General features: G+C 63.6%; 19 protein-coding genes. 16 read left to right on the top strand and 3 right to left on the bottom strand.

Annotated features, from left to right (window positions below; all coding sequences use genetic code 11):
- Positions 1 to 14: 14 nt before the first annotated feature.
- From QD208_RS06545 to QD208_RS06580, 8 genes are all read left to right on the top strand, one after another.
- Positions 15 to 296 (top strand): amphi-Trp domain-containing protein, encoded by a 282-nt coding sequence (locus tag QD208_RS06545; RefSeq protein ID WP_054555998.1) that lies wholly within the window; start codon positions 15 to 17, stop codon positions 294 to 296.
- Positions 297 to 463: 167 nt separating this feature from the next.
- Positions 464 to 1,441 (top strand): class A beta-lactamase, encoded by a 978-nt coding sequence (gene bla / locus QD208_RS06550; RefSeq protein WP_084589318.1) that lies wholly within the window; start codon positions 464 to 466, stop codon positions 1,439 to 1,441.
- A 215-nt stretch (positions 1,442 to 1,656) separates the two neighbouring features.
- Complete coding sequence (locus tag QD208_RS06555) at positions 1,657 to 2,763, top strand: NADH:flavin oxidoreductase/NADH oxidase (RefSeq protein ID WP_043332817.1); 1,107 nt, start codon at positions 1,657 to 1,659, stop codon at positions 2,761 to 2,763.
- A 434-nt stretch (positions 2,764 to 3,197) separates the two neighbouring features.
- Positions 3,198 to 4,070, top strand: coding sequence for a DMT family transporter (locus tag QD208_RS06560; RefSeq protein ID WP_209443786.1), 873 nt, complete (start codon positions 3,198 to 3,200; stop codon positions 4,068 to 4,070).
- 302 nt (positions 4,071 to 4,372) lie between these two features.
- Positions 4,373 to 5,329, top strand: coding sequence for an NAD(P)-dependent oxidoreductase (locus QD208_RS06565; RefSeq protein WP_043332815.1), 957 nt, complete (start codon positions 4,373 to 4,375; stop codon positions 5,327 to 5,329).
- A 124-nt stretch (positions 5,330 to 5,453) separates the two neighbouring features.
- Positions 5,454 to 6,203: a class II aldolase/adducin family protein gene (locus QD208_RS06570; protein ID WP_197738731.1), complete on the top strand. Its 750-nt coding sequence runs from the start codon at positions 5,454 to 5,456 to the stop codon at positions 6,201 to 6,203.
- A gap of 102 nt (positions 6,204 to 6,305) precedes the next feature.
- Complete coding sequence (locus QD208_RS06575) at positions 6,306 to 6,980, top strand: TetR family transcriptional regulator C-terminal domain-containing protein (protein ID WP_225347973.1); 675 nt, start codon at positions 6,306 to 6,308, stop codon at positions 6,978 to 6,980.
- A gap of 2 nt (positions 6,981 to 6,982) precedes the next feature.
- A complete protein-coding gene (locus tag QD208_RS06580; protein ID WP_043332811.1) occupies positions 6,983 to 8,167 on the top strand; it encodes a pyridoxal phosphate-dependent aminotransferase in 1,185 nt (394 codons plus the stop codon).
- 178 nt (positions 8,168 to 8,345) lie between these two features.
- Here QD208_RS06580 and QD208_RS06585 read toward each other — a convergent pair whose 3' ends face one another.
- Positions 8,346 to 8,564 (bottom strand): TIGR02450 family Trp-rich protein, encoded by a 219-nt coding sequence (locus QD208_RS06585; RefSeq protein WP_043332808.1) that lies wholly within the window; start codon positions 8,562 to 8,564, stop codon positions 8,346 to 8,348.
- Between the two features lie 108 nt (positions 8,565 to 8,672).
- Complete coding sequence (locus QD208_RS06590) at positions 8,673 to 9,578, bottom strand: LysR family transcriptional regulator (RefSeq protein WP_043332806.1); 906 nt, start codon at positions 9,576 to 9,578, stop codon at positions 8,673 to 8,675.
- Between the two features lie 407 nt (positions 9,579 to 9,985).
- On the opposite strand from QD208_RS06590, the gene QD208_RS06595 reads away from it, so the two are divergent.
- The 7 genes from QD208_RS06595 (at position 9,986) to QD208_RS06625 (ending at position 17,608) form a co-directional block, all read left to right on the top strand.
- Positions 9,986 to 10,999 carry a D-cysteine desulfhydrase gene (locus tag QD208_RS06595; protein ID WP_054556003.1) on the top strand — a complete coding sequence of 338 codons (1,014 nt, stop codon included), beginning with the start codon at positions 9,986 to 9,988 and terminating at the stop codon, positions 10,997 to 10,999.
- A 128-nt stretch (positions 11,000 to 11,127) separates the two neighbouring features.
- A complete protein-coding gene (hisD, locus tag QD208_RS06600; RefSeq protein WP_153635637.1) occupies positions 11,128 to 12,444 on the top strand; it encodes a histidinol dehydrogenase in 1,317 nt (438 codons plus the stop codon).
- 9 nt (positions 12,445 to 12,453) lie between these two features.
- A complete protein-coding gene (locus QD208_RS06605; RefSeq protein WP_153635638.1) occupies positions 12,454 to 13,662 on the top strand; it encodes an aminotransferase class I/II-fold pyridoxal phosphate-dependent enzyme in 1,209 nt (402 codons plus the stop codon).
- Positions 13,663 to 13,830: 168 nt separating this feature from the next.
- Complete coding sequence (locus QD208_RS06610) at positions 13,831 to 14,769, top strand: TRAP transporter substrate-binding protein (protein ID WP_213114127.1); 939 nt, start codon at positions 13,831 to 13,833, stop codon at positions 14,767 to 14,769.
- A 135-nt stretch (positions 14,770 to 14,904) separates the two neighbouring features.
- The gene (locus QD208_RS06615; RefSeq protein WP_153635640.1) at positions 14,905 to 15,462 is read left to right on the top strand and encodes a TRAP transporter small permease; all 558 of its coding nucleotides are present in this window, start codon (positions 14,905 to 14,907) and stop codon (positions 15,460 to 15,462) included.
- 4 nt (positions 15,463 to 15,466) lie between these two features.
- The gene (locus tag QD208_RS06620) at positions 15,467 to 16,747 is read left to right on the top strand and encodes a TRAP transporter large permease (protein WP_043332797.1); all 1,281 of its coding nucleotides are present in this window, start codon (positions 15,467 to 15,469) and stop codon (positions 16,745 to 16,747) included.
- A 141-nt stretch (positions 16,748 to 16,888) separates the two neighbouring features.
- Positions 16,889 to 17,608, top strand: coding sequence for an amino acid racemase (locus QD208_RS06625; RefSeq protein WP_225347975.1), 720 nt, complete (start codon positions 16,889 to 16,891; stop codon positions 17,606 to 17,608).
- A 9-nt stretch (positions 17,609 to 17,617) separates the two neighbouring features.
- On the opposite strand, the gene QD208_RS06630 is transcribed toward QD208_RS06625, so the two are convergent.
- Positions 17,618 to 18,496, bottom strand: a complete 879-nt coding sequence (locus tag QD208_RS06630) for a helix-turn-helix transcriptional regulator (protein ID WP_225347976.1) — start codon at positions 18,494 to 18,496, stop codon at positions 17,618 to 17,620.
- Positions 18,497 to 18,652: 156 nt separating this feature from the next.
- Here QD208_RS06630 and QD208_RS06635 point away from each other — a divergent pair, with 156 nt between their 5' ends.
- Positions 18,653 to 19,897 carry an MFS transporter gene (locus QD208_RS06635; protein ID WP_153635643.1) on the top strand — a complete coding sequence of 415 codons (1,245 nt, stop codon included), beginning with the start codon at positions 18,653 to 18,655 and terminating at the stop codon, positions 19,895 to 19,897.
- Positions 19,898 to 19,996 lie beyond the last annotated feature (99 nt).

Below are 19,996 nucleotides of genomic sequence, written 5' to 3' on the forward strand. Positions count from 1 at the left end.
CACAGGAGAGGCAGGTGAAAGACGACAAGCAGGACAAGTCGCTGTTCCGACATGAATCATTGCAGTCCATCGATGGCGTTCAGGACATTCTCAAGGCCATCATCAAGGGGCTGGGCAAGGGGCTGCTGTCATTTCGCGATGAGGACGGCGAGATTCGGCTGGCACCGCGCGGCCTGATGACCCTCAAGGTCACGGCGCGGCGAGAGGATGATCATCATCGCCTCGATATTCGCCTGTCATGGCATGCCAAGCCCGGCGCCAAGCGCAACAAGACGCTCAAGGTTCTCGATGAGTGAGGGCAGCGTGCGCTGGCATTGATCCAGATCAAGTCTCTGCCAGTCCGCGGCCCGTAGTGAGATGGCCGGCATACCCGCGCTTAAGCGGCTATGGTACATGTAGCATGCTGCATATTGGTTGTGTCTGCTGCGACACGACCGCTCCCCATGATCAGGACATGTCATTGATGCCTTCATCCCCTCAGCGCCTGTGCGGTGCCGATCACCGCTCGTCTCCATTGCACTCTTCCAGCCTTGCGGTAAAGCTTGCTGTCAGGCCTTCAAGGTGCTGGAAACAGTGGCTGGCCGCCGCCGCGCTTGCCTGTCTGCCGCTGGGCGCACAGGCCGCTGACAAGCCGCTCTCGGCGTCGGCCATTCAGGCCATCGAATCAGAGGTCGGCGCGCGAATCGGTGTCACCGTTCTGGATACCGCCGATGGCACCCGTTTCAGCTGGCGGGGGGATGAGCGCTTCCCCATGAGCAGCACCTTCAAGGTGCTGGCCTGTGGTCATATGCTCTCCCGGGTGGACGAAGGCCAGGAATCGTTGTCACGCAAGGTGGAGATTCGCCCGGCGGACCTCGTGACCTATTCCCCCATCACCGAGAACCACACCCGGGATGGAGGCCTGACGCTCGAGGCGTTGTGCCATGCCACCATCACGACCAGCGACAATACCGCGGGCAACCTGATTCTCGACACCCTTGGCGGTCCTGCCGCACTGACGGCCTATCTGCGGCGCCTGGACGATGACAGCACGCGGCTGGATAGACGTGAAACGGCGCTCAATGAGGCCACTCCCGGTGACCCGCGCGATACCACCACGCCGCACGCGATGGCGGCTACCCTGCAGCGACTGCTGGTGGGGGATGCGCTGAGCGAGCCATCGCGCCTGGCTCTGCAGGGCTGGATGCTGGCCAACACCACCGGTGATGACAAGCTGCGGGCGGCCTTGCCCGATGACTGGCAGATCGCGGACAAGACCGGCGGCGGGGGGTATGGCACCAACAATGACGTTGCCATCCTGTGGCCGCCGTTGCGTGCCCCGTTGATCGTGGCGGTCTATCTGACCGAAAGCGAGGCGGAACTGGCAGCACGCAATGCCGCGATTGCCGATGTCGGGCGTCTGCTGGTCAAGGAAGTGCTGGAGGATGAGGCGAGTCGCTGATGCTGAGGCGAGTCGCTGATGGTGGGGCGCTGGCAGGGCGTGCGTGAAGCATGGGCAACTCAGCGTTGCCGTCATCACGGCCAGCTTGCGCTTGTGGCGCTTGCCCGGTGCCCGCATTGTGCTTGCACTGCATCGGCTTTGGCAGCACGGACCTTCTCGCCATGTTCGCGCCTGCGCCTTGCCGAACCCGCCCTGTCTGCCTCCAGAGGAACTCCATGTCCACACTGTTTTCACCTCTCACCCTCGGCCCGCTCACGCTGGACAATCGCATCATCATCGCGCCCATGTGTCAGTACTCCGCCGAGGAGGGCCAGATGCAGGCCTGGCATGATCAGCATCTTGGCAATCTCGCCCAGTCCGGAGCTGGGCTTCTGATCTTCGAAGCCAGCGCCGTTGCCCCGGAAGGGCGCATCACCCATGGCGATGTCGGACTCTACGATGAGGCATGCCAGCAAGCCATGCAGGGAGTTGTCGAGCGTATCCGCCGCTATTCACCGATGCCGCTGGCGGTGCAGATCGGTCATGCGGGACGCAAGGCATCCTGCCAGAAGCCCTGGGAGGGCGGTGCTGCCATCGCGCCCGGCAACGACAATGGCTGGCAGGTACTTGCCCCCAGCGCGATTCCCTTCAGCGAAGGCGGGCCGCTCCCCGAGTCGATGAGTGGCGAGCAGATCCGCCGCACCATCGCGGACTTCGTGGCGGCGGCACAGCGCGCCGTCGACATCGGCCTGGACGGCATCGAGCTGCATGCGGCGCATGGTTATCTGCTGCACGAATTCCTGTCGCCGTTGAGCAATCAGCGCGACGATGACTACGGTGGCTCACTCGAGAACCGCATGCGTCTGACGCTAGAGGTCTTTGACGCCGTGCGGGCCGCGATCCCGCAGTACGTGATGCTGGGCATCCGGATCAGCGCGACGGACTGGGTCGAGGGCGGCTGGGACCTCGAGCAGAGCATCGAACTTGCCAAGGCGCTGGACCGTCGTGGCTGCCACTATCTGCATGTCTCCAGTGGCGGGCTCAGCGCGCAGCAGCAGATTCCGGTAGCGCCCAACTATCAGGTGCCGCACGCCGAGGCCCTGAAGGCGCAGGTGAAGATGCCGGTGATTGCCGTTGGCCTGATCACCGAGCCGCAGCAGGCCGAAGACCTGCTGGCAAACGAGCGTGCCGATGCCATCGCGCTGGCGCGTGGCATCCTCTACGACCCGCGCTGGCCGTGGCACGCGGCCGCTGCGCTGGGTGACACCGTCAAGGCTGCGCCCCAGTACCTGCGTTGCCAGCCGCATGGCCTGAAGTCGCTGCTGGAGAATCAACAGGACTGAGCCGTGTGAAGAGACATTGAGGATTGACGCCCGCGTTCACGAGCTCCCGCTCGCTGATCGCGGGCGTCTTGCTGTGCGAGGCTTGCCGTGAAGTTCTGGCTTTCCTTGACGTTCAGATTCGAGCGCGCCGGGCGCCTGACGCCATATCTTTCGTCTAACAAGAGCGCTGCCAGCGCATCACTCGAGTGCCGGATAGCGTGGCCTTGCGCCATCATGGGGGGGTCTGAAACGCGTCTTTGCGGCAATCGCGCCTGTTTCTCCTCACGCGCAGGGTGCAAGACTTGATGGCGTGATGGTGGGACGATGCCACCGATGATCAAGCGGACCCGCTGCCTGCCGTGGGGTGATGTTGCAGCGCGATACGCGCTTGATCCTGGCCGCCAGACCGTCTGGTGAATGTGACTTGAAAGACCAAGGGGGCGTGAGTGGACAATATGCGTGGTAGTGTTTTCATGGTCATCGCGATGGCAGCATTCGCGGTGGAGGATCTGTTGTTCAAGTTGGCGGCGGGGCATACCTCGACCGGTATCACCCTGATGCTGTTCGGTCTCGGCGGCATGCTGGTCTTCATGCTGTTGACCTGCCTGCGCGGTGAGTCCCTCATGCCTGCGGCGATCTTCTCGCGTCCGATTCTGGTGCGTGTCATCTGTGAAATCATCGCCCGCAGCAGCTTCGCCCTCGCCATCACCCTGATGCCGCTTTCCACTGCCTCCACCATCCTGCAGGCGACGCCGCTGGTCGTGGTGGCCGGGGCGGCACTGTTCTTCGGGGAGCGCGTCAGCCGCAAGCGCTGGCTGGCAATCGGTGTCGGCTTCATTGGCGTGCTGCTGATCGTGCGCCCAGGCCTCGACAGCTTCAACATGACCTCACTGTTTGCGGTGATCAGCACGATCGGCTTCGCCGGACGGGACCTGGCGACGCGCGGCGCGCCGGCGTCGTTGTCCAACGTCCAGCTCGGCATCTATGGCTTTCTCGCCCTGATTCCGGCGGGGGGGCTGATCGCTCTCTACCAGCAGACCCCGCTTGCGTATGCGCCCGAGGCGACCTGGCTGATCGTGGGTGCCGTGATACTCGGGGTCATCGCCTACAACGCCTTGACGATTGCCATGCGCAAGGGCGAGGTCTCGGTGGTCACGCCATTTCGCTATACCCGCGTCCTGTTTGCCTTGGCGCTCGGCGTCATGGTGCTGGGGGAAAGCCTCGATGCCATGACCCTGCTGGGCGCCGCCATCGTGGTCGCAAGCGGTATCTACATCGTCACCCAGGGCAAGCAGCGCCCGCCAGTGGCGAAGGTGGCCTCGTTGTGAATCCCCTCGCTGCCATCAGGCTGGCAGCGGCAGGCTGTCATCACCGCTGATGCCAGCTTGCACCATCGACCAGATGACACATGAGAAAGGAGAGGCGCTTGCGCCTCTCCTTTTGTCGTTGTGGCGCGCATGTTTCCTCCAGAACAGTGCGGTGACGGCAACACCCCGTCGATCAAGGCATTGGCAAGGCGATGAGAGAGCAGGGGAGCACGTGACGGTTGGCAGTAGTTATACGAGTGTGTAATAGTGAGGATAAATCCATGGCAACCCACTCGCTGCCAGTCGTGTCACAAGGAGAGCCAATGCCAAGCCAAGCCCCGATTCTGGGTGTCTATCTGAGTGAATCCCTGGACCTGGACAGCGTCTACGGTGAAGCACTGCGCCAGCTGGGCGACGATGTCGTACTGCGTCATCCGCATGAGATCGAGGACCCGAGCGAGGTGCGGTTCGCCATCTGCTGGCAGCCGGGGGAGGACGCCTTCGCGCCGTACCCGAATCTTCGGCTTGCCATGTCGATCGCGGCGGGGGTGGATGCCCTGCTGGGGCATCCGGGGCTCTCGGCCGAGGTTCAGGTCGCACGGGTGCGCGACCCGCATCAGGCGTATCTGATGGCCGGTTTCGCCGCTCACGAGGTACTGCATCGCGAGCGCGAATTTGCCGTCATGGCCGACAATGCCACGCGTGGCGAATGGCAGCCGTTGGCAATGCGTGCGCCAGAGAAGGCACAGGTGGCAGTGCTGGGCCACGGCAGCATGGGGCGCGCCGTGGTCACTTCGCTGTCGACCCTGGGATTCTCGGTGACGGTCGCCTGTCGCAGCGAACCAGCCGCGCCGGTGTCGGGTGTGCGTTACCTGACCGGTGACGCTGCCGTCATGGCGGCGGCCGACGGTGCCGATTACCTGATCAATATCCTGCCGCTGACCCCGGTGACCGAGAACGTGCTGAATGCTGCCTTGTTTGCTCAACTGCGCCGTGGCGCCTGGCTGGTGCAGATCGGTCGCGGCGAGCACCTGGTGGAAGCGGACCTTGAAGCCGCCCTCGACGCGGGGCAACTGGCAGGCGCGACGCTGGATGTCTTCCGCGAGGAGCCGCTGGCGCCCACTCACCGCTGGTGGCAGGACGCGCGCCTGCGCATCACGCCGCACGTGGCCAGTGACTCGCTCCCCGAGGTGGTGGCCGAACAGGTGGTGGCCACGGCGCGTGAGTTGCGCGATGGCCTGCCGCTCACGCTGGGCGTGGATCGCCAGCGCGGCTATTGAGGGCCGCAGCGCTTGAAACCCGCAGCGATTGAGGCCCAAAGGTGGACGCTTCAATGCCTCTCAAGGCTCAGCCGAGCCTTTCCCGACCCCAGACAGCGACATCGTGACCACAGGAGACAGCAACATGCCGGCATCGACCATGAGTGACGCGGAGTGGCAAGCACGCCTGGACCTGGCGGCCTGCTACCGGTTGGCAGCGCACTATCGCATGACCGACCTGATCTACACCCACATCACGGCGCGGGTGCCGGATGAGGAAGGACATTTTCTGATCAATCCCTACGGCTGGCGCTGGGAGGAAATCACGGCGTCCTCGCTGGTCAAGATCGACGTCAACGGCCAGAAGGTTGATGACAGCGCCGCGCGGGTCAATCCGGCCGGTTTCACCATTCACTCGGCGATTCATGCGGCAAGTCACTCAGCCAGCTGGATCATGCATACCCATACCCGCGCCGGTGTGGCGGTGTCGAGTCTGGAAGAAGGGCTCTTGCCTCTGAATCAGATCGCCCTGCAGTTCCATGGCCGCGTCTCCTACCACGATTACGAGGGTATCGCGCTGGATCTGGATGAGCGCGAGCGCATCGTGGCGAGCCTTGGCGACAATCCGGCGCTGATCCTGCGCAATCATGGCCTGCTGACCACCGGTGCCTCTGCCGCCGAGATGTTCAACAACATGTTCTATCTCGAGCGCAGCTGCGAGATCCAGGTCGCGACTCTGTCCATGGGCCAGCCGGTGCGCCGCCTCTCGCCGGAGATCTGTGAGCATGTGGTCGGCCAGTACGACATGGCCATCCACGAGGAGGGAGATCTGGCGCTGGAGTGGGAGTCTCATCTGCGACTGCTGGAGAGCCTTGGCTGTGATTATCGTTGTTAATAGCAGGCGCGCTGTTGAAGGCATCGTCGTGGAAGGCATCGTCGTTCGAGAGGCCATCGCGTGCCTGATGCGCGGGCCCGCGACCGGACGGGAGACATCACGATGAGTCGCAAGGCATTCCAGCGGCTTTCCCAGGATCAGCGTCGTCGCGACCTGCTGGAAGCCACCTTGAGCTGTGTCGCGCAGCACGGTCTGGCCGGCGCCAGCGTGCGCCGCGTGGCGGAGGCTGCCGGGGTCTCGCCCGGACTGATACGCCACCATTTCGGCACCAAGGACGACATGGTGCGGGCCGCCTACGCCTACATGATGGGCCAGCTGACCTCCGATATCGCCGATGCCAGCCCGGCCAGTGATGAATCCCCGGCGTGTCGTCTGGCGCGCTTCATTGCGGCGAGTCTCACGCAGCCCAACCTGGCCGCCCACAAGATCTCCCTGTGGGCGACCTTCATCGGCCGGGTACGCCACGATGCCAGCTATTCGGCGGTGCACCAGGAAACCTATCGCGAGTTTCTCGATCTGCTCGCACAGCTGGTCCAGCCGGTGTTGAGTGCCCACGCGCTGCCCGCCACCGAGAGCGAATGTCAGGAGCAGGCGATCGCCCTCAATGGCTTGATCGATGGCCTGTGGCTGGAAGGCGGGCTGGAACACGGCCTCTATCCGGTCGAGCGGCTGCCCGCGATCGCCATGCGGGCGGCAGAGGGCATTCTGCGGCTGCCACAGGGCACCTTGCTTGAGCACGTCGCTATCACGACATCACCCCCACCTCACAGGAGTTGAGCATGCGCTACGCCACCATTACCGAACGACTGAGTGATCTGGGCGGTGACAAATGGGCCGTTCACAGCGCCGCCCGCCAGCGTATCCAGGCCGGCGAGCCGATCATCGAGCTGACCATCGGGGAGCCGGATATCGCCACGCACCCGGCCCTGGTCGAGCACTGTGTCGAGGCGCTGCGGGCTGGCCGTACCCGCTACTCCGATAGCCGTGGTGAACCGGGGCTGGTCGCGGCACTGGCCGAGCGCTACGCCGCGCGCATGCCCGAGATCAGTGCAGACAACGTGCTGTGTTTCCCCGGCACGCAGACGGCGCTGTTCGCGGTGATGCTGGCGCTGGTGGAGGAGGGGGCCGGCGTACTGACCGGCGACCCCTACTACGCGACCTATGAGGGCGTGATCCGCGGCGCCGGCGGTGACCTGCAGCCGGTACCGCTGCGCATGGAGCATGGCTTCGTGTTGCAGCCAGACGATCTGGCCGCGGCCATCACGCCGCAGAGCCGTGTGTTGCTGCTCAATACGCCGCACAACCCCACCGGGGCGGTGATGGACCGAACGACCCTCGAGCATATCGGCGCGCTATGTCGCGAGCATGATCTGTGGATCGTCTGCGATGAGGTCTATGAAGCGCTGATCTTCACGGGCGAATTCGTCTCGCCGCTGGAAATCGAGGCACTGCGTGAGCGCACCGTGGTGGTGTCCTCGATCTCCAAGAGTCACGCTGCCACCGGTTTTCGCAGTGGCTGGGCCATCGGCTCGGCGGAATTCTGCCGTCGGCTGTTGCCTGTCTCGGAAACCATGCTGTTCGGCAACCAGCCCTTCATCGCCGACATGACCGAGGCCGCGCTGCGCGGGGATTTCGATACCACCGAGCGTCTGCGCGACTCTCTCGGGCGCCGCGCGCGTCTGGTCCACGAGGCGCTGGCGGCCATCCCGCAGCTGTCCTCCAGCCTGCCCCAGGGCGGCATGTTCCTGATGGTCGATGTCTCACGCACCGGCCTGAACGGTGAGCAATTCGCCTGGCGGCTGCTGGAACAGCAGCAGGTGGCGGTGATGCCCGGCAGCGTCTTCGGTGATTGCGGTACGCCGCTGGTACGTGTCGCCCTGACCGTGCCGGACGACAGCCTGCTGGAAGCGGTGCAGCGCATGGCGCTGCTGTGTGACCAGCTGGAAGCCGAGGTCGTGGCCTGAGATCTTTTCTCAGTGACTTTCGGTCAGTCTCAAGGCCAGGCAAGGCCAGGCAAGGCAAGGCCAGTCAAGATCAGGCTTCAATCCGTCTCACCCTCTGTTGCGTAGACGCAGAAACGCCGCCCGAGGGCGGCGTTTCTGCGTTCAGCGATGCTCAAGTCAGGTCATCATTTCCAGCCCGTCATTTCCAGCCCATCTGCCAGACATCATCTGCCTTGAGCTCGCGCCAGGCGAGGGTGTAATCCCTGCGTGTCAGCACCGCCTGCAACACGACCTCGACCACATGTTCGTCCTGCTCATCACGAATCAAGCGTGTGACGATGAAATGGCGCTCACGCTCCCGGGGCGACACGGCGGTCCATTTGCTCTGCAACAGCTTGTCGGGGTTGATGCGATTCATGCTGGTTCCTCAAGAAACGGTTGGCAGCTGCGTGCTGCTCGAGTCAGTGCCAGTCAAGTCAGTGCTGGTCAAGTCAGAGCCCAGCAGACAGGTGAGCGCCAGGTGGGCTTACACCGAAGGTGGGCTCTCGTTGAGCAGTTGCCACAGCGACTCGGTCGCCGCGCTGTGCTTGCCACGGCGACAATAGCAGGCCACCTCGAGGGTCGGGCCGCCCAGATCATCCAATAGCGAGACCAGTCTGCCGCTCTCCAGATCATCCTCGATCAGGCCGTGGGGCAGCCAACCGACTCCCAATCCGGCCATCACCAGTTCACGAATGCCCAGCGTAAAGGACGTCTCGCAGATGATGTCGATGTCCTGGGCGCGCTGCAGGTCCATCAGGTAGGGCGAGGCCAGAATCTGGCCCAGAAAACTCTCCGGATCATAGGCGATCAAGGGCAGGCGCTGGTCACTGCGCGGCAGGTGCAGGGGGCGCCCCTGGGCGTCCGGAGCACACACCGGCAGCAGCCGCTCCAGCCCCAGCGAGATGCGCTGGGTGTCGCCGTTGTCATCGAAGATCGGCGCGCCCTGCAGTTCTGAGCACAGCAGCAGGTCTGCCTGATCATGCTCGAACAGTTGCAGGCATTCGCTGCGATCCAGTGATTTCACCTGCAGTCCGGCTTCGGGGGAGTTGTGCCGGAAATAGCGCAGCAACCGCGGCAGATAGCTGACGGTGAGGGTGTGCTGGGTGGTGATGATTGCCTTCGGCCCCTGGCGGGCCTCGCTGCGCAGGCGGCTGCGCAACGTGTAGAGCCGCGCCAGCCATTCCCGCATTTCCTGCTCATATTCCAGCGCGTGCTCGGTGAGGATCATGCGCTGCGACTGACGATAGACCAGCTCGACGCCCAGCCACTCTTCCAGCTGCCGTATCCGGCGCGAGAAGGCGGGTTGCGTCACGTTGCGTCTCTCGGCTGCCAGCGAGAAGGTTCCGGCCTCGATCAATGCGAGAAAGTCTTCGATCCATTCGATCTTCATGCGTCGCCTGAGGAGATGTCGGTTGTTGTTGGAGGTCGGCCATCATGCACCGAGTGCTTGTTGGGGTGAAGCCCGCACGCACACCCCCGGAGCATGGACCATCCATGGTTCGTCAATGGTAGGGCAGCGCCGAAGGGCCAGGGGCCACAGGCCACAGGCAATGGATATGACTGCCGGTCGGCGTCGCGGGCATGACGATCTTCTGGATGCCTGAGTCGGACAAGAGCAAAGAGCTGGTCATGCAGAAAAGTAACAAACTTTGAGAAACATGGCATTGGGACTGGCGAGAATCGCGGCTTACTGTTGAGAAGACCGCTCGGCGGCGTGCCGGAGTGATGTCACACATTCGACGAACGTCGTTATGAGAGTAACCCCCTATGACAACAATGACTCGCCTGGAGGCTCGTATGCATCTGTCCCGTTTTCCCCGTGTTCGCCTTGGTCACCTCTCGACTCCGCTGGAGCCGATGGACAACCTGAGCAAGCTGTTGGGTGGGCCGCGTCTCTGGATCAAACGTGATGACTGCACCGGGCTTTCCACCGGTGGCAACAAGACTCGCAAGCTGGAATTCCTGATGGCAGACGCGCTGGAGCAGGGCGCCGACACCATCATCACCCAGGGCGCTACCCAGTCCAACCATGCGCGTCAGACCGCTGCCGCTGCCTGCAAGCTGGGCCTTGAGTGCCACATCCTGCTGGAAGACCGTACCGGCAGCGACGACCGCAGCTACAACTACAACGGCAACGTCTTCCTCGACCAGCTGCATGGCGCGACGGTCGCCAAGCGTGAAGGCGGTGCCGACATGGCCGCCGAGATGGAAGCGCTGGCCGACAAGCTGATCGGCAAGGGCAAGAAGCCCTACATCATCCCGGGTGGCGGCTCCAACGAGATCGGCGCGCTGGGTTACGTGAATGCCGCCCTCGAACTACTGTCCCAGGCCAACGACATGGGCCTCAAGATCGATCACCTCGTGCACGCCACCGGCAGCGCCGGGACCCAGGCGGGTCTGGTGACGGGCCTGACCGCCTGCAACTCCGGCATTCCGGTGCTCGGCATCGGCGTGCGGGCCCCGAAGGACAAGCAGGAAGGCAATGTCTTCGCGCTGGCACAGAAGACCGAAGCCAAGCTGGGCCTGTCTGATGTGGTCAAGCGTGAAGATGTCGTCGCCAACTGCGATTACGTCGGTGAAGGCTACGGCATTCCGACCGAAAGCATGGTCGAGGCCGTCACGCTGCTGGCTCAGCAGGAAGGCATCCTGCTGGACCCGGTCTACTCCGGCAAGGGCATGGCCGGTCTGATCGACCTGGTGCGCAAGGGGCACTTCAAGGAAGGCGAGAACGTGGTCTTCCTGCACACCGGCGGTGCCGTGGCTCTGTTCGGCTACCCGGATGCCTTCAACTTCGCGGATTACCAGGCCTGATAGCGTTTGCGGCCAGTGATGCGTCCCGCCTGTCGACAGCGGCGTGACTGACGCATCCCGTAACGACACGCTCCCCGGCCCAGCTGGCAGGGGAGCGTGATGATCACAGCAGTTTTCGGGGAATCACAATGACAATCAGACACCTCAAGCTGGCTGAAGCAGCCGACGGCGTGGCAGAGGAAGATCAGCGCACCACGGCCATCGTCCAGGACATGCTGCAGGACATTCGCTCGCGTGGTGAAGACGCCGTGCGCATGTATGCCGAGAAGTTCGACAACTGGAGCGGCGATTTCGTCCTCAGCGAGGAAAAGCTGGCCACGCTGATCGAAAGCGTGCCGCAGAGCGTCAAGGACGATATCGATTTCGCCCATCGCCAGATCCGTCGTTTCGCCGAAGCGCAGCGCGACAGCCTGACATCCTTCGAGATCGAGACCGAGCCGGGTGTCGTGCTGGGGCAGCGCGTGCTGCCCATCGATGCCGCGGGTTGCTACGTGCCGGGCGGACGCTACGCGCATGCCGCCTCGGCGCTGATGAGCGTCGCCACGGCCAAGGCCGCCGGCGTCAAGTACATCACAGCCTGTTCGCCACCGCGCGGTGACAGCATCAATCCGGCGGTGGCCTACGCCATGCATGTGGCCGGTGCCGACCGCATCCTGGAGATGGGCGGCGTTCACGCGGTCGCCAGCATGGCCTTCGGTCTGTTCGGCGGGCGCGAAGCCGACATCCTCGTCGGCCCGGGCAACGCCTTCGTGGCTGAAGCCAAGCGCCTGCTGTTCGGGCAGGTCGGCATCGACGTCTTCGCCGGCCCCACCGAATCGGCGGTGATCGCCGATCACACCGCAGACCCGATGACCATCGCGGTGGATCTCGTCTCCCAGGCGGAGCACGGCCCGAACTCACCGGTCTGGCTGTTCACCACCAGTGAAGAGGTCGCGCGCCGCGTCATCGAGCTGGTGCCGCTGGTCGGCAACGACATGCCCAACGCCGAGGTCATCCACGCCGCCTGGCGCGACTACGGCGAAGTCATCCTGTGCGACACCCGCGAAGAAGTGGTCCAGGTCAGTGATCAGTACGCCTGCGAACACCTGCAGGTGCTGTGTGAGGACCTTGAATGGTGGAAGCAGAACCTCAGCAACTACGGCTCTCTGTTCCTGGGCGAAGGCAGCACCGTCACCCACGGTGACAAGTGTTCCGGCACCAACCACATCCTGCCGACCAAGCGCGCCGGTCGCTACTCCGGCGGTCTTAATGTCCACAAGTTCATGAAGGTACTGACCACGCAACAGCTCAGTGCCGAAGCCAACCTCAAGTTCAGTGCCATCGGTTCGCGCATCTCGCGCACCGAAGGGATGGAAGGCCATGCGCGTGCCTGTGACTGGCGCCTCACCAAATACTTCCCCGAGCAGGATTGGGATTTCCCCGTCTATGCCCAGAAGCGTTATTGAGGAGGCCACATGCGTCGTTTTGCCAAGTCATTCACCCAGCAGGAAGCCATCTCCGACACCGCCATCGAGGCTGCCGTTGCCGTGATGCGCAGTGGTCGCCTGCATCGCTACAACCTGGCGGAAGGCGAGCAGGGCGAAACGGCGCTGCTGGAACAGGAATTCGCGGCGAGTCTGGGCATTCCCCATGCGCTGGCCTGTGCCTCCGGCGGCTATGCCCTGCAGCTGGCGCTGCGCGCCTGTGGACTCGAGGCCGGTGACAAGGTGCTGTGCAACGCCTTCACCCTGTCCCCGGTGCCCGGCAGCATCGTCGCCGCCGGTGGCGAGCCGGTGCTGGTGGACATCCTCGAGGACACCACGGTCGATCCGGAGGATCTGGCACGCGCGGCCGATCAGAGCGGGGCCCGCTTCTTCATGCTCTCGCACATGCGCGGCCATATCGGCGACATGCACGCGATCATGCAGGTCTGCGACAGCCGCGGCATCACGGTGATCGAGGATTGCGCGCATACCATGGGCGCGAGCTACGACGGCAAGCCCAGCGGCACCTTCGGCAAGGTCGGCTGCTACAGCACCCAGACCTACAAGCACGTCAATTCCGGTGAGGGTGGCCTGCTGGCGACCGCCGATGACGAGGTGATGCGACGCGCCATCATCCTGTCGGGCTCTTACATGCTGTACGACCGCCACCTGGCGGCGCCGGCCGCGGAGAGCTTTGCTGAGGCGCGCCTGCAGACCCCCAACATGAGTGGTCGCATGGACAATCTGCGTGCCGCCATCCTGCGCCCGCAACTGGGGGAGCTGGCAGAGCGTCGTGAGCGCTGGAATGCCCTCTATGCCCGCATGCAGGACCGGCTCGCGGCCATGGAGGGCGTCACGCCCATCCTGCGTGGCCCGCTGGAAGGCTACGTCGGAAGCTCCATCCAGTTCACGCTGGCGCAGTGCTCCCACGAGCAGATCGCCGCCTTCATCACAGGCTGTGAAGCGCGTGGGCTGCCGGTGAAATGGTACGGCAAGCCGCTGCCGGAGGATTACACCAGCCGCTACGACAGCTGGGCCTATCTGGGCAGCCATCGTGCAGTGCCCAATGCCGACCGGGTGCTGGCGACGCTGTGTGATCTGCGTCTCCCGCTGACCTTTGACGTGCAGGACTGTGAGGTCATCGCGGACTTGATCCTGGACGCTCTGCACAGTGCACGACCTGTCTCGACCGTCGCGTGACTATGCCCGGCGGCAGCACGTGACGGGGATGAACCCATAACGATAACGCTTTGAAAGCCACATGATCTTCAATCCGCATGTCCTGATGACAGGCCATGCGGACCCGCAACCAGTGGAGTAATAACAATGTTCAATAAAGCTCTCTTGGCAACCGCAGTGATGTTGGCGATGTCAGCGACCGCTCAGGCGAAGACCTTCAAGGTCGGCATGGGCGATCCGATGGATTCGGATCAGGGCGCGCTTGCACAGCGCTTCGAGGAACTGGTCGAGGACCTTTCCGATGGCGAGATGCAGGTGGAGTTGTTCCCGGGCGGTCAGCTGGGCTCCGAGACCGGCATGATCCAGGACACGCGCATCGGCAAGCTGGACTTCGCGCTGATCGGCGTCGGCAATCTGACGCCCTACGCGCCGCGCCTCGGCGCGCTCACCATGCCCTATGCACTGCGTAGCCATGCGGATGCCGTCAAGGCCACCACCGGCCCGCTGGCGGATGAATGGAACCAGATCGCCGAGAAACAGGCCGGCGTCCACATCGTCAGCTGGCTGTATTCCAACTTCCGTTATCTGACCAACTCCAAGCGTCCGGTGACGTCGCTGGAAGACCTTGAAGGCATGAAGATCCGTGTGCCGCAGAACAAGATCATGCTCGCCACCTATCAGGCCTGGGGCGCCAGCCCGATCAGCATGTCGTGGCCGGAAGTCTTCACCGGTCTGCAGCAGGGCGTGATCGATGGCCAGGACAACCCGGACATCGTCAACTACACGATGAAGTTCCAGGAAGTGCAGAAGTATCTGACCGAGGTCCACTACCAGTACTCCCTGCAGCCGATCGTCATGGGGGTGCGTACCTACAACAAGCTCTCTGACGAGGAGCGCGAGATCATCGATCGCGCCGGCCTGGAAGCCCAGCTCTATGCGCTTCAATTCCAGCTGACCGAGGCCTCTCAGGCGCGTGCTGCCATGGAAGCTGAAGGGGTGCAGTCCGCCCAGCTGACCGACGAGGACAAGTGGATCAGCATTGCCAAGGAAGAAGTCTGGCCGCAGTTCTATGAAGAGATCGGCGGCAAGGAATCCTTCGACGAATTGCAGAAAGCATTGGGCCACTGAGCCCGAGTGGGCGGGGTCGCTCGCGGCGTCAGCGTGAATGACGCCTGAGCGACCCCCGCTGCGTTCAATGCTATCGAGCAGGGATACCAGACAGTGCTGGTATCCCTCTCACAGTTCATCGTGAAGGAGGCTCGCATGTTGGCCAGATTGAACAATATCGAGGATTACGCCTGCCGCTTTCTGCTCGCGGTCTTCGTACTCCTGCTGTTTTCCCAAGTGGTATTGCGTGTCGTGTTCGGTATCGGCATGGCATGGATGGAAGAGCTGGCACGCTACGCCTTCGTCTGGTTCGTCTTCCTGGGGGCTGCGCACGCGGCTCACCTGAGTGCCCACAATCGGCTGCAGACCCATATCAATCTGCTGCCGCGCAAGGTGGCCAACGCCATCCTGCTGTTCGTCGACCTCATCTGGGCGCTCTTCAGCCTGATCATCGCCTACAAGAGCCTGGATCTGATCGGGCTTCTCACCGAGTTTCCCTATGAGTCACCGGCGCTCGGCTGGTCACTCGCCTACGTCTATTACATCTTCCCCGTGGCCTTCACCTTGATGGCCTTTCGCGTAGTGCAGGTGCAGTTCCTCAAGCTGGTCAGAGGCATCGAGCCCGGCAACGTGGACGACGAGGAAGTGAAGCGCATCACGGAAGCGGCCCCGGATGCCGCCGATGACACCCGCACCGCCAAGATGGGAGGCTGATGCCATGGCCGCGACTATTCTGTTCTCTCTGTTCGGTGCACTGCTGTTTCTGGGCTCACCCATCGTCGTTGCCCTTGGGGTGGCGTCCATGGCGGTCTATGTCGTCAGTGGTGATGACATCACCTCGCTGGTGGAGCTGGCGTTCTCGGCGATCAACTCCTTCCCGCTGATGGCACTGCCGTCCTTCATTCTGGCGGGCGCCCTGATGGGCGACGCCGGCATCGCGCGGCGTCTGATTCGTATCGCTGAAGAGCTGGCGGGCCCGGCCGCAGGTGGCCTGGGGGCGGCGGCGGTGATGGCCTGCATGTTCTTCGGTGCCATTTCCGGCTCGGGGCCGGCGACCACGGCGGCCGTGGGCATGCTGGTGATCCCGGCGATGATCGAACGTGGCTACGGCCGCAGCTATCCGGCGGCGATCACCGCCACTGCTGGCGGACTGGGCGTCGTGATTCCGCCCAGCATGCCGTTGGTCATCTACGGGGTGACCGCCAACGAGTCGATCTCGGCGCTGTTCATGGCGGGTGTCATCCCGGGCATCATGCTGGGGGCGGCCCTGATGATCGCCAACTACATCACCGCCAAGCGCAACGGCTATCAGGCCCAGGGCGAGCCGTACGACAAGGCGCGTGTCTTCAAGGTGCTCAAGGAAGGCTTCTGGTCACTGATGGCACCGGTGGTCATCCTCGGCGGCATCTACAGCGGCCTCTTCACACCGACCGAAGCCGCCGTCGTCTCGATCTTCTATGCGCTGTTCGTCGGTGTCTTCATTCACAAGGAGTCCTCGCTGCTGGGCTTGAATGAAGCCTTCCAGAACACGACCTGGCTGACCGGTCGCGTGCTGATCATCATGTTCACCGCCACCGCCTTCGGTCGCATCCTGGTGGAGCACCACATTCCGGCCATGATCGCCCAGGGCATCCTCAACATCACCGACAGCCTGTGGCTGGTGTGGGTGCTGGTGATCGCCTTCCTGCTGATCGTCGGCATGTTCATCGAGATTCTGGCCACCATCATGATCGTCACGCCAGTGTTGCTGCCGGTGATGGTGGAGCTGGGCGTCGACCCGGTGCACTTCGGGATCGTGCTGGTGGTGAGTCTCGGGATCGGCTTCTCGACCCCGCCGCTGGGCGAGAACATGTTCATCAGCTCCAGCATCGCCAATGTGTCCATCGAGAAGATCTCGGTGCGGGCGCTGCCGCTGGTCGGCACCATGGTGCTGATCGCCTTGCTGCTGGCCTTCGTGCCGCAGCTGACGATGTGGCTGCCGGACATGATGGGCTTCTAGCGGCGCAGCGGAGGGCTGTGGCTCGTAAACACAGCCCTTCGTGAACAGTGCCTCATGAAACAGTTTCTCGAGAGGATGCCGGCCACGTCGCCATCCTCTCGAGCCTTGATCTTCAGTGAGAGTTTTGTCGGAGAACGACCAATGAGCAGCTCGCATGACGCCTCGGGCGCAGAACATATCGTCGTGGGCGTGTTGGGCGGCATGGGGCCGGATGCCACGGTGGCCTTCATGCAGCAGGTGATCCAGGCCACACCGGCCGAGGATGACATCGACCATGTACACATGGTGGTCGACAACAATCCCAAGGTGCCGTCGCGCATCAAGGCTCTGCTGGAAGGGGGCGATGTCTCTCCGGGGCCTGCCATCGCGGAAATGGCCCAGCGACTGGAGCAGTCCGGGTGTGATTTTCTGGTCATGCCCTGCAACACCGCCCACTACTACTGGCAGGATGCGCAGGACGCCGTCTCGATTCCGGTGTGGCATATCGTCGAGCGCACCCTGGACCGGGTGGCGGCGCAGTGGCCGGGCGCACGTGTCGGCATGCTGTGTTCCCCGGCACTGCGCAAGATTGGCCTTTACGAAGGCTTCATCGCGACGCGTGGCCTGTCGCTGGCCTATCCCCAGGATGAGGACGCGATGCTGGAGGTGATCCGCAGCGTCAAGAAAGGCCAGGTGAGTGATGACGCCGTCGGGGGAGCCTTCCGTCAGGCAGCTGCTGACCTGGTGGCGCAGAAAGCCGATGTGCTGGTGCTGGCCTGCACCGAGCTCTCCATTATCAGCCATCTGCTCGATGACCGGCTGCCGATCGTGGATTCCGTCGAAGCGCTGGCCGTCAGCGTGGCACAGGCGGCCACTCAGTAAGCGACGCCGTCACGCGCCGCCCATGCCACTGCCCGAGCGGCGTTGCTCGCGTTCCTGCAGGTAGCGGGCGGGCGTGGTGCCGAGCAGCTTCTTGAACATGCTGATGAAGGCGTTGACGGACTGATAGCCGACGTCTTCCGAGACGCGCTGCACGCTCATGCCTTCGGCCAGCAGGCGAATCGCCACCACCAGGTGCAGTTGCTGACGCCAGCGGCTGAAGCTCAGGCCGGTGTCACGCTGGATAAGCCGGGCGAGGGTGCGTTCGCTCATCGCCAGTTCGCCTGCCCACTCGGCCAGGGTGCGTCGGTCGTCCGGGGTCTTGATCAGGGCATCGCTGATGCGGGTCAGCCGCGGGTCTTCGGGCAAGGGCAGGTGCAGACGTTCGCTGGGCATGCAGGCCAGCTCTTCCAGCAGCACACCGACCAGCCGCGCGGTCGGCCCCTGTTCAGGATACGGCTGGGGCAGCTCCGCCAGGCGCAACACCAGCTCACGCAGCAGGGGCGAGATCGACAGCGTGCAGCTGTGGCTTGGCATCTCGAGCGCACCGGGCTCGATGAACAGGTGGCAGACGCGGCCGCCACGGGTCAGGTGGTTGCTGTGGGGCAGGTTGCCGGGAATCCAGACCCCGCTGTGCGGCGGCACCATCCACAGACCTTCCGGTACGCGACTGGTCACCACGCCATGCAGGGCGATCACCAGCTGTCCCTTGCGATGCTGGTGGATCGGCACCTCCATCACCTGCTGGCCGGTCTCGACATGCAGTGCGCTGGCCGGAATCTCGTAGATGTCCGGGTCGTGCTCGCAGACGCTGCTGGAGAAGGGCACCTGATCGGGGCCACGGGTGCTGACCCCGGGCGATGACGGTAGGGCGGGTGTGGTCACTGACATGGCGGCTCGCAGATTGTCTGATTTCAGTGATCTGATGTCATGATGGCTCAATTCTGCAGTGGGCGAGGGGATTAAGCTAGCCTCACTCTGTGCGCGGACTCATCTCTTGGGTGTCGTCCCGCCATTACCCCATTTCACGATCGCTGCGAGCGCCTCATGACTGAACTCTGCCACTCGTCTCCTGTCCGGAGACTGAGCCATCCGGCCGTATTGATCGCCGGTATCCTGTTGATCGCCATGAACCTGCGTGCGCCCTTCACCAGTATCGCGCCACTGCTGGAGCGCCTGCAGGCGGCGCTGGGCTTCAATGCCACGGCGGCTGGCCTGTTGATGATCCTGCCGCTGCTGGCCTTCGTCGTCGTCTCGCCCTGGGTGCCGCGCCTCGCCAGAGGTCTCGGGCTTGAACGCAGTCTCTTCCTCGCCTTGGTGACGATCGCCGCGGGCATCGTGCTGCGGGTGCAGGGCAGCATGCTGGCGCTCTATCTGGGTATCGGCCTGATCGGGGCGGGCATCGCCGTGGGCAATGTGCTGCTGCCCAGTCTGGTCAAACGCAGCTTTGCGCAGCATGTCGCGCTGCTGACCTCCTGCTATGTGCTGACCATGGGCATCATGGCCGCCATCGCCTCGGCGCTGATGGTGCCGTTGGCCCAGGGCAGCAGCGCTGGCTGGCAGTACGCGATGCTCATAGTGGTCGTTTTGCCATTGGTGACGATGGGGGTGTGGTGGCCGCAGTTGTCACGTCGCTCCCTGCCGGCGGCGGCGAAGGAAGCCGAGAAGGGTGCCGAGAAGGGTGCCGCGCGTCCGGTGCGTCAGGCAGCCGTGTGGCACTCGCCACTGGCCTGGCAGGTGACGCTCTTCATGGGCATCAATTCGCTGCTGTTCTATACCGTCAACAGCTGGCTGCCGAGCATACTGGCGGACAATGGCTTCTCGGCCGAGAAGGCGGGCTCGCTGCATGGCCTGCTCCAGCTGGCCTCCGCATTGCCGGGATTGATTCTGGTGCCCCTGATGCCGCGCCTGAAGGATCAACGCCTGATCGCCTTCGCGACGCCCTGCATGTCGCTGGCGGGATTCATCGGGCTATGGCTGATGCCAAAGTGGGCACTGGTGTGGGTGCTGTTGCTGGGCGCGGGCTCCGGGGCCAGCTTCATTCTCGCCTTGTCGTTCATGGGGCTGCGGGCGCGCGATGCCATGCAGTCGGCGTCGCTGTCGAGCATGGCGCAGACGCTGGGCTATCTGCTCGCGGCCATGGGGCCGCCGCTGATCGGCGCGCTCTACGATATGCAGGGCAATTGGCAGCTGGCACTGATGGTCTGCGCCGTCCTCAGTGTGCTGATGGCGGGTGTCGGCTGGCTGGCGGGCAGGGACCGCCAGTTGCCTGAGGCGTCGGCATCTGAATAATGGAGCGCTGCCCCCAAGGGGCACTGGCACATCCCCCCATGACAAGGAAGTGAGAGATGGCGAATGCTTCATCGGCTAGCGAAGATCAACGGGCGTCTG

It is taken from the genome of Cobetia sp. 29-18-1 (genome assembly GCF_029846405.1).
In the GTDB taxonomy this organism is placed as follows: Bacteria; Pseudomonadota; Gammaproteobacteria; order Pseudomonadales; family Halomonadaceae; genus Cobetia; species Cobetia amphilecti.

Coding starts and splice junctions, on each gene's coding strand:
- QD208_RS06580 (WP_043332811.1), top strand. CDS start 6,983: ATGCGCTACGCCACCATTACCGAACGACTGAGTGATCTGGGCGGTGAC.
- QD208_RS06590 (WP_043332806.1), bottom strand. CDS start 9,578: ATGAAGATCGAATGGATCGAAGACTTTCTCGCATTGATCGAGGCCGGA.
- QD208_RS06570 (WP_197738731.1), top strand. CDS start 5,454: ATGCCGGCATCGACCATGAGTGACGCGGAGTGGCAAGCACGCCTGGAC.
- QD208_RS06555 (WP_043332817.1), top strand. CDS start 1,657: ATGTCCACACTGTTTTCACCTCTCACCCTCGGCCCGCTCACGCTGGAC.
- QD208_RS06605 (WP_153635638.1), top strand. CDS start 12,454: ATGCGTCGTTTTGCCAAGTCATTCACCCAGCAGGAAGCCATCTCCGAC.
- QD208_RS06595 (WP_054556003.1), top strand. CDS start 9,986: ATGCATCTGTCCCGTTTTCCCCGTGTTCGCCTTGGTCACCTCTCGACT.
- hisD (WP_153635637.1), top strand. CDS start 11,128: ATGACAATCAGACACCTCAAGCTGGCTGAAGCAGCCGACGGCGTGGCA.
- QD208_RS06575 (WP_225347973.1), top strand. CDS start 6,306: ATGAGTCGCAAGGCATTCCAGCGGCTTTCCCAGGATCAGCGTCGTCGC.
- QD208_RS06560 (WP_209443786.1), top strand. CDS start 3,198: ATGCGTGGTAGTGTTTTCATGGTCATCGCGATGGCAGCATTCGCGGTG.
- QD208_RS06620 (WP_043332797.1), top strand. CDS start 15,467: ATGGCCGCGACTATTCTGTTCTCTCTGTTCGGTGCACTGCTGTTTCTG.
- bla (WP_084589318.1), top strand. CDS start 464: ATGCCTTCATCCCCTCAGCGCCTGTGCGGTGCCGATCACCGCTCGTCT.
- QD208_RS06565 (WP_043332815.1), top strand. CDS start 4,373: ATGCCAAGCCAAGCCCCGATTCTGGGTGTCTATCTGAGTGAATCCCTG.
- QD208_RS06625 (WP_225347975.1), top strand. CDS start 16,889: ATGAGCAGCTCGCATGACGCCTCGGGCGCAGAACATATCGTCGTGGGC.
- QD208_RS06635 (WP_153635643.1), top strand. CDS start 18,653: ATGACTGAACTCTGCCACTCGTCTCCTGTCCGGAGACTGAGCCATCCG.
- QD208_RS06615 (WP_153635640.1), top strand. CDS start 14,905: ATGTTGGCCAGATTGAACAATATCGAGGATTACGCCTGCCGCTTTCTG.
- QD208_RS06630 (WP_225347976.1), bottom strand. CDS start 18,496: ATGTCAGTGACCACACCCGCCCTACCGTCATCGCCCGGGGTCAGCACC.
- QD208_RS06610 (WP_213114127.1), top strand. CDS start 13,831: ATGTCAGCGACCGCTCAGGCGAAGACCTTCAAGGTCGGCATGGGCGAT.
- QD208_RS06585 (WP_043332808.1), bottom strand. CDS start 8,564: ATGAATCGCATCAACCCCGACAAGCTGTTGCAGAGCAAATGGACCGCC.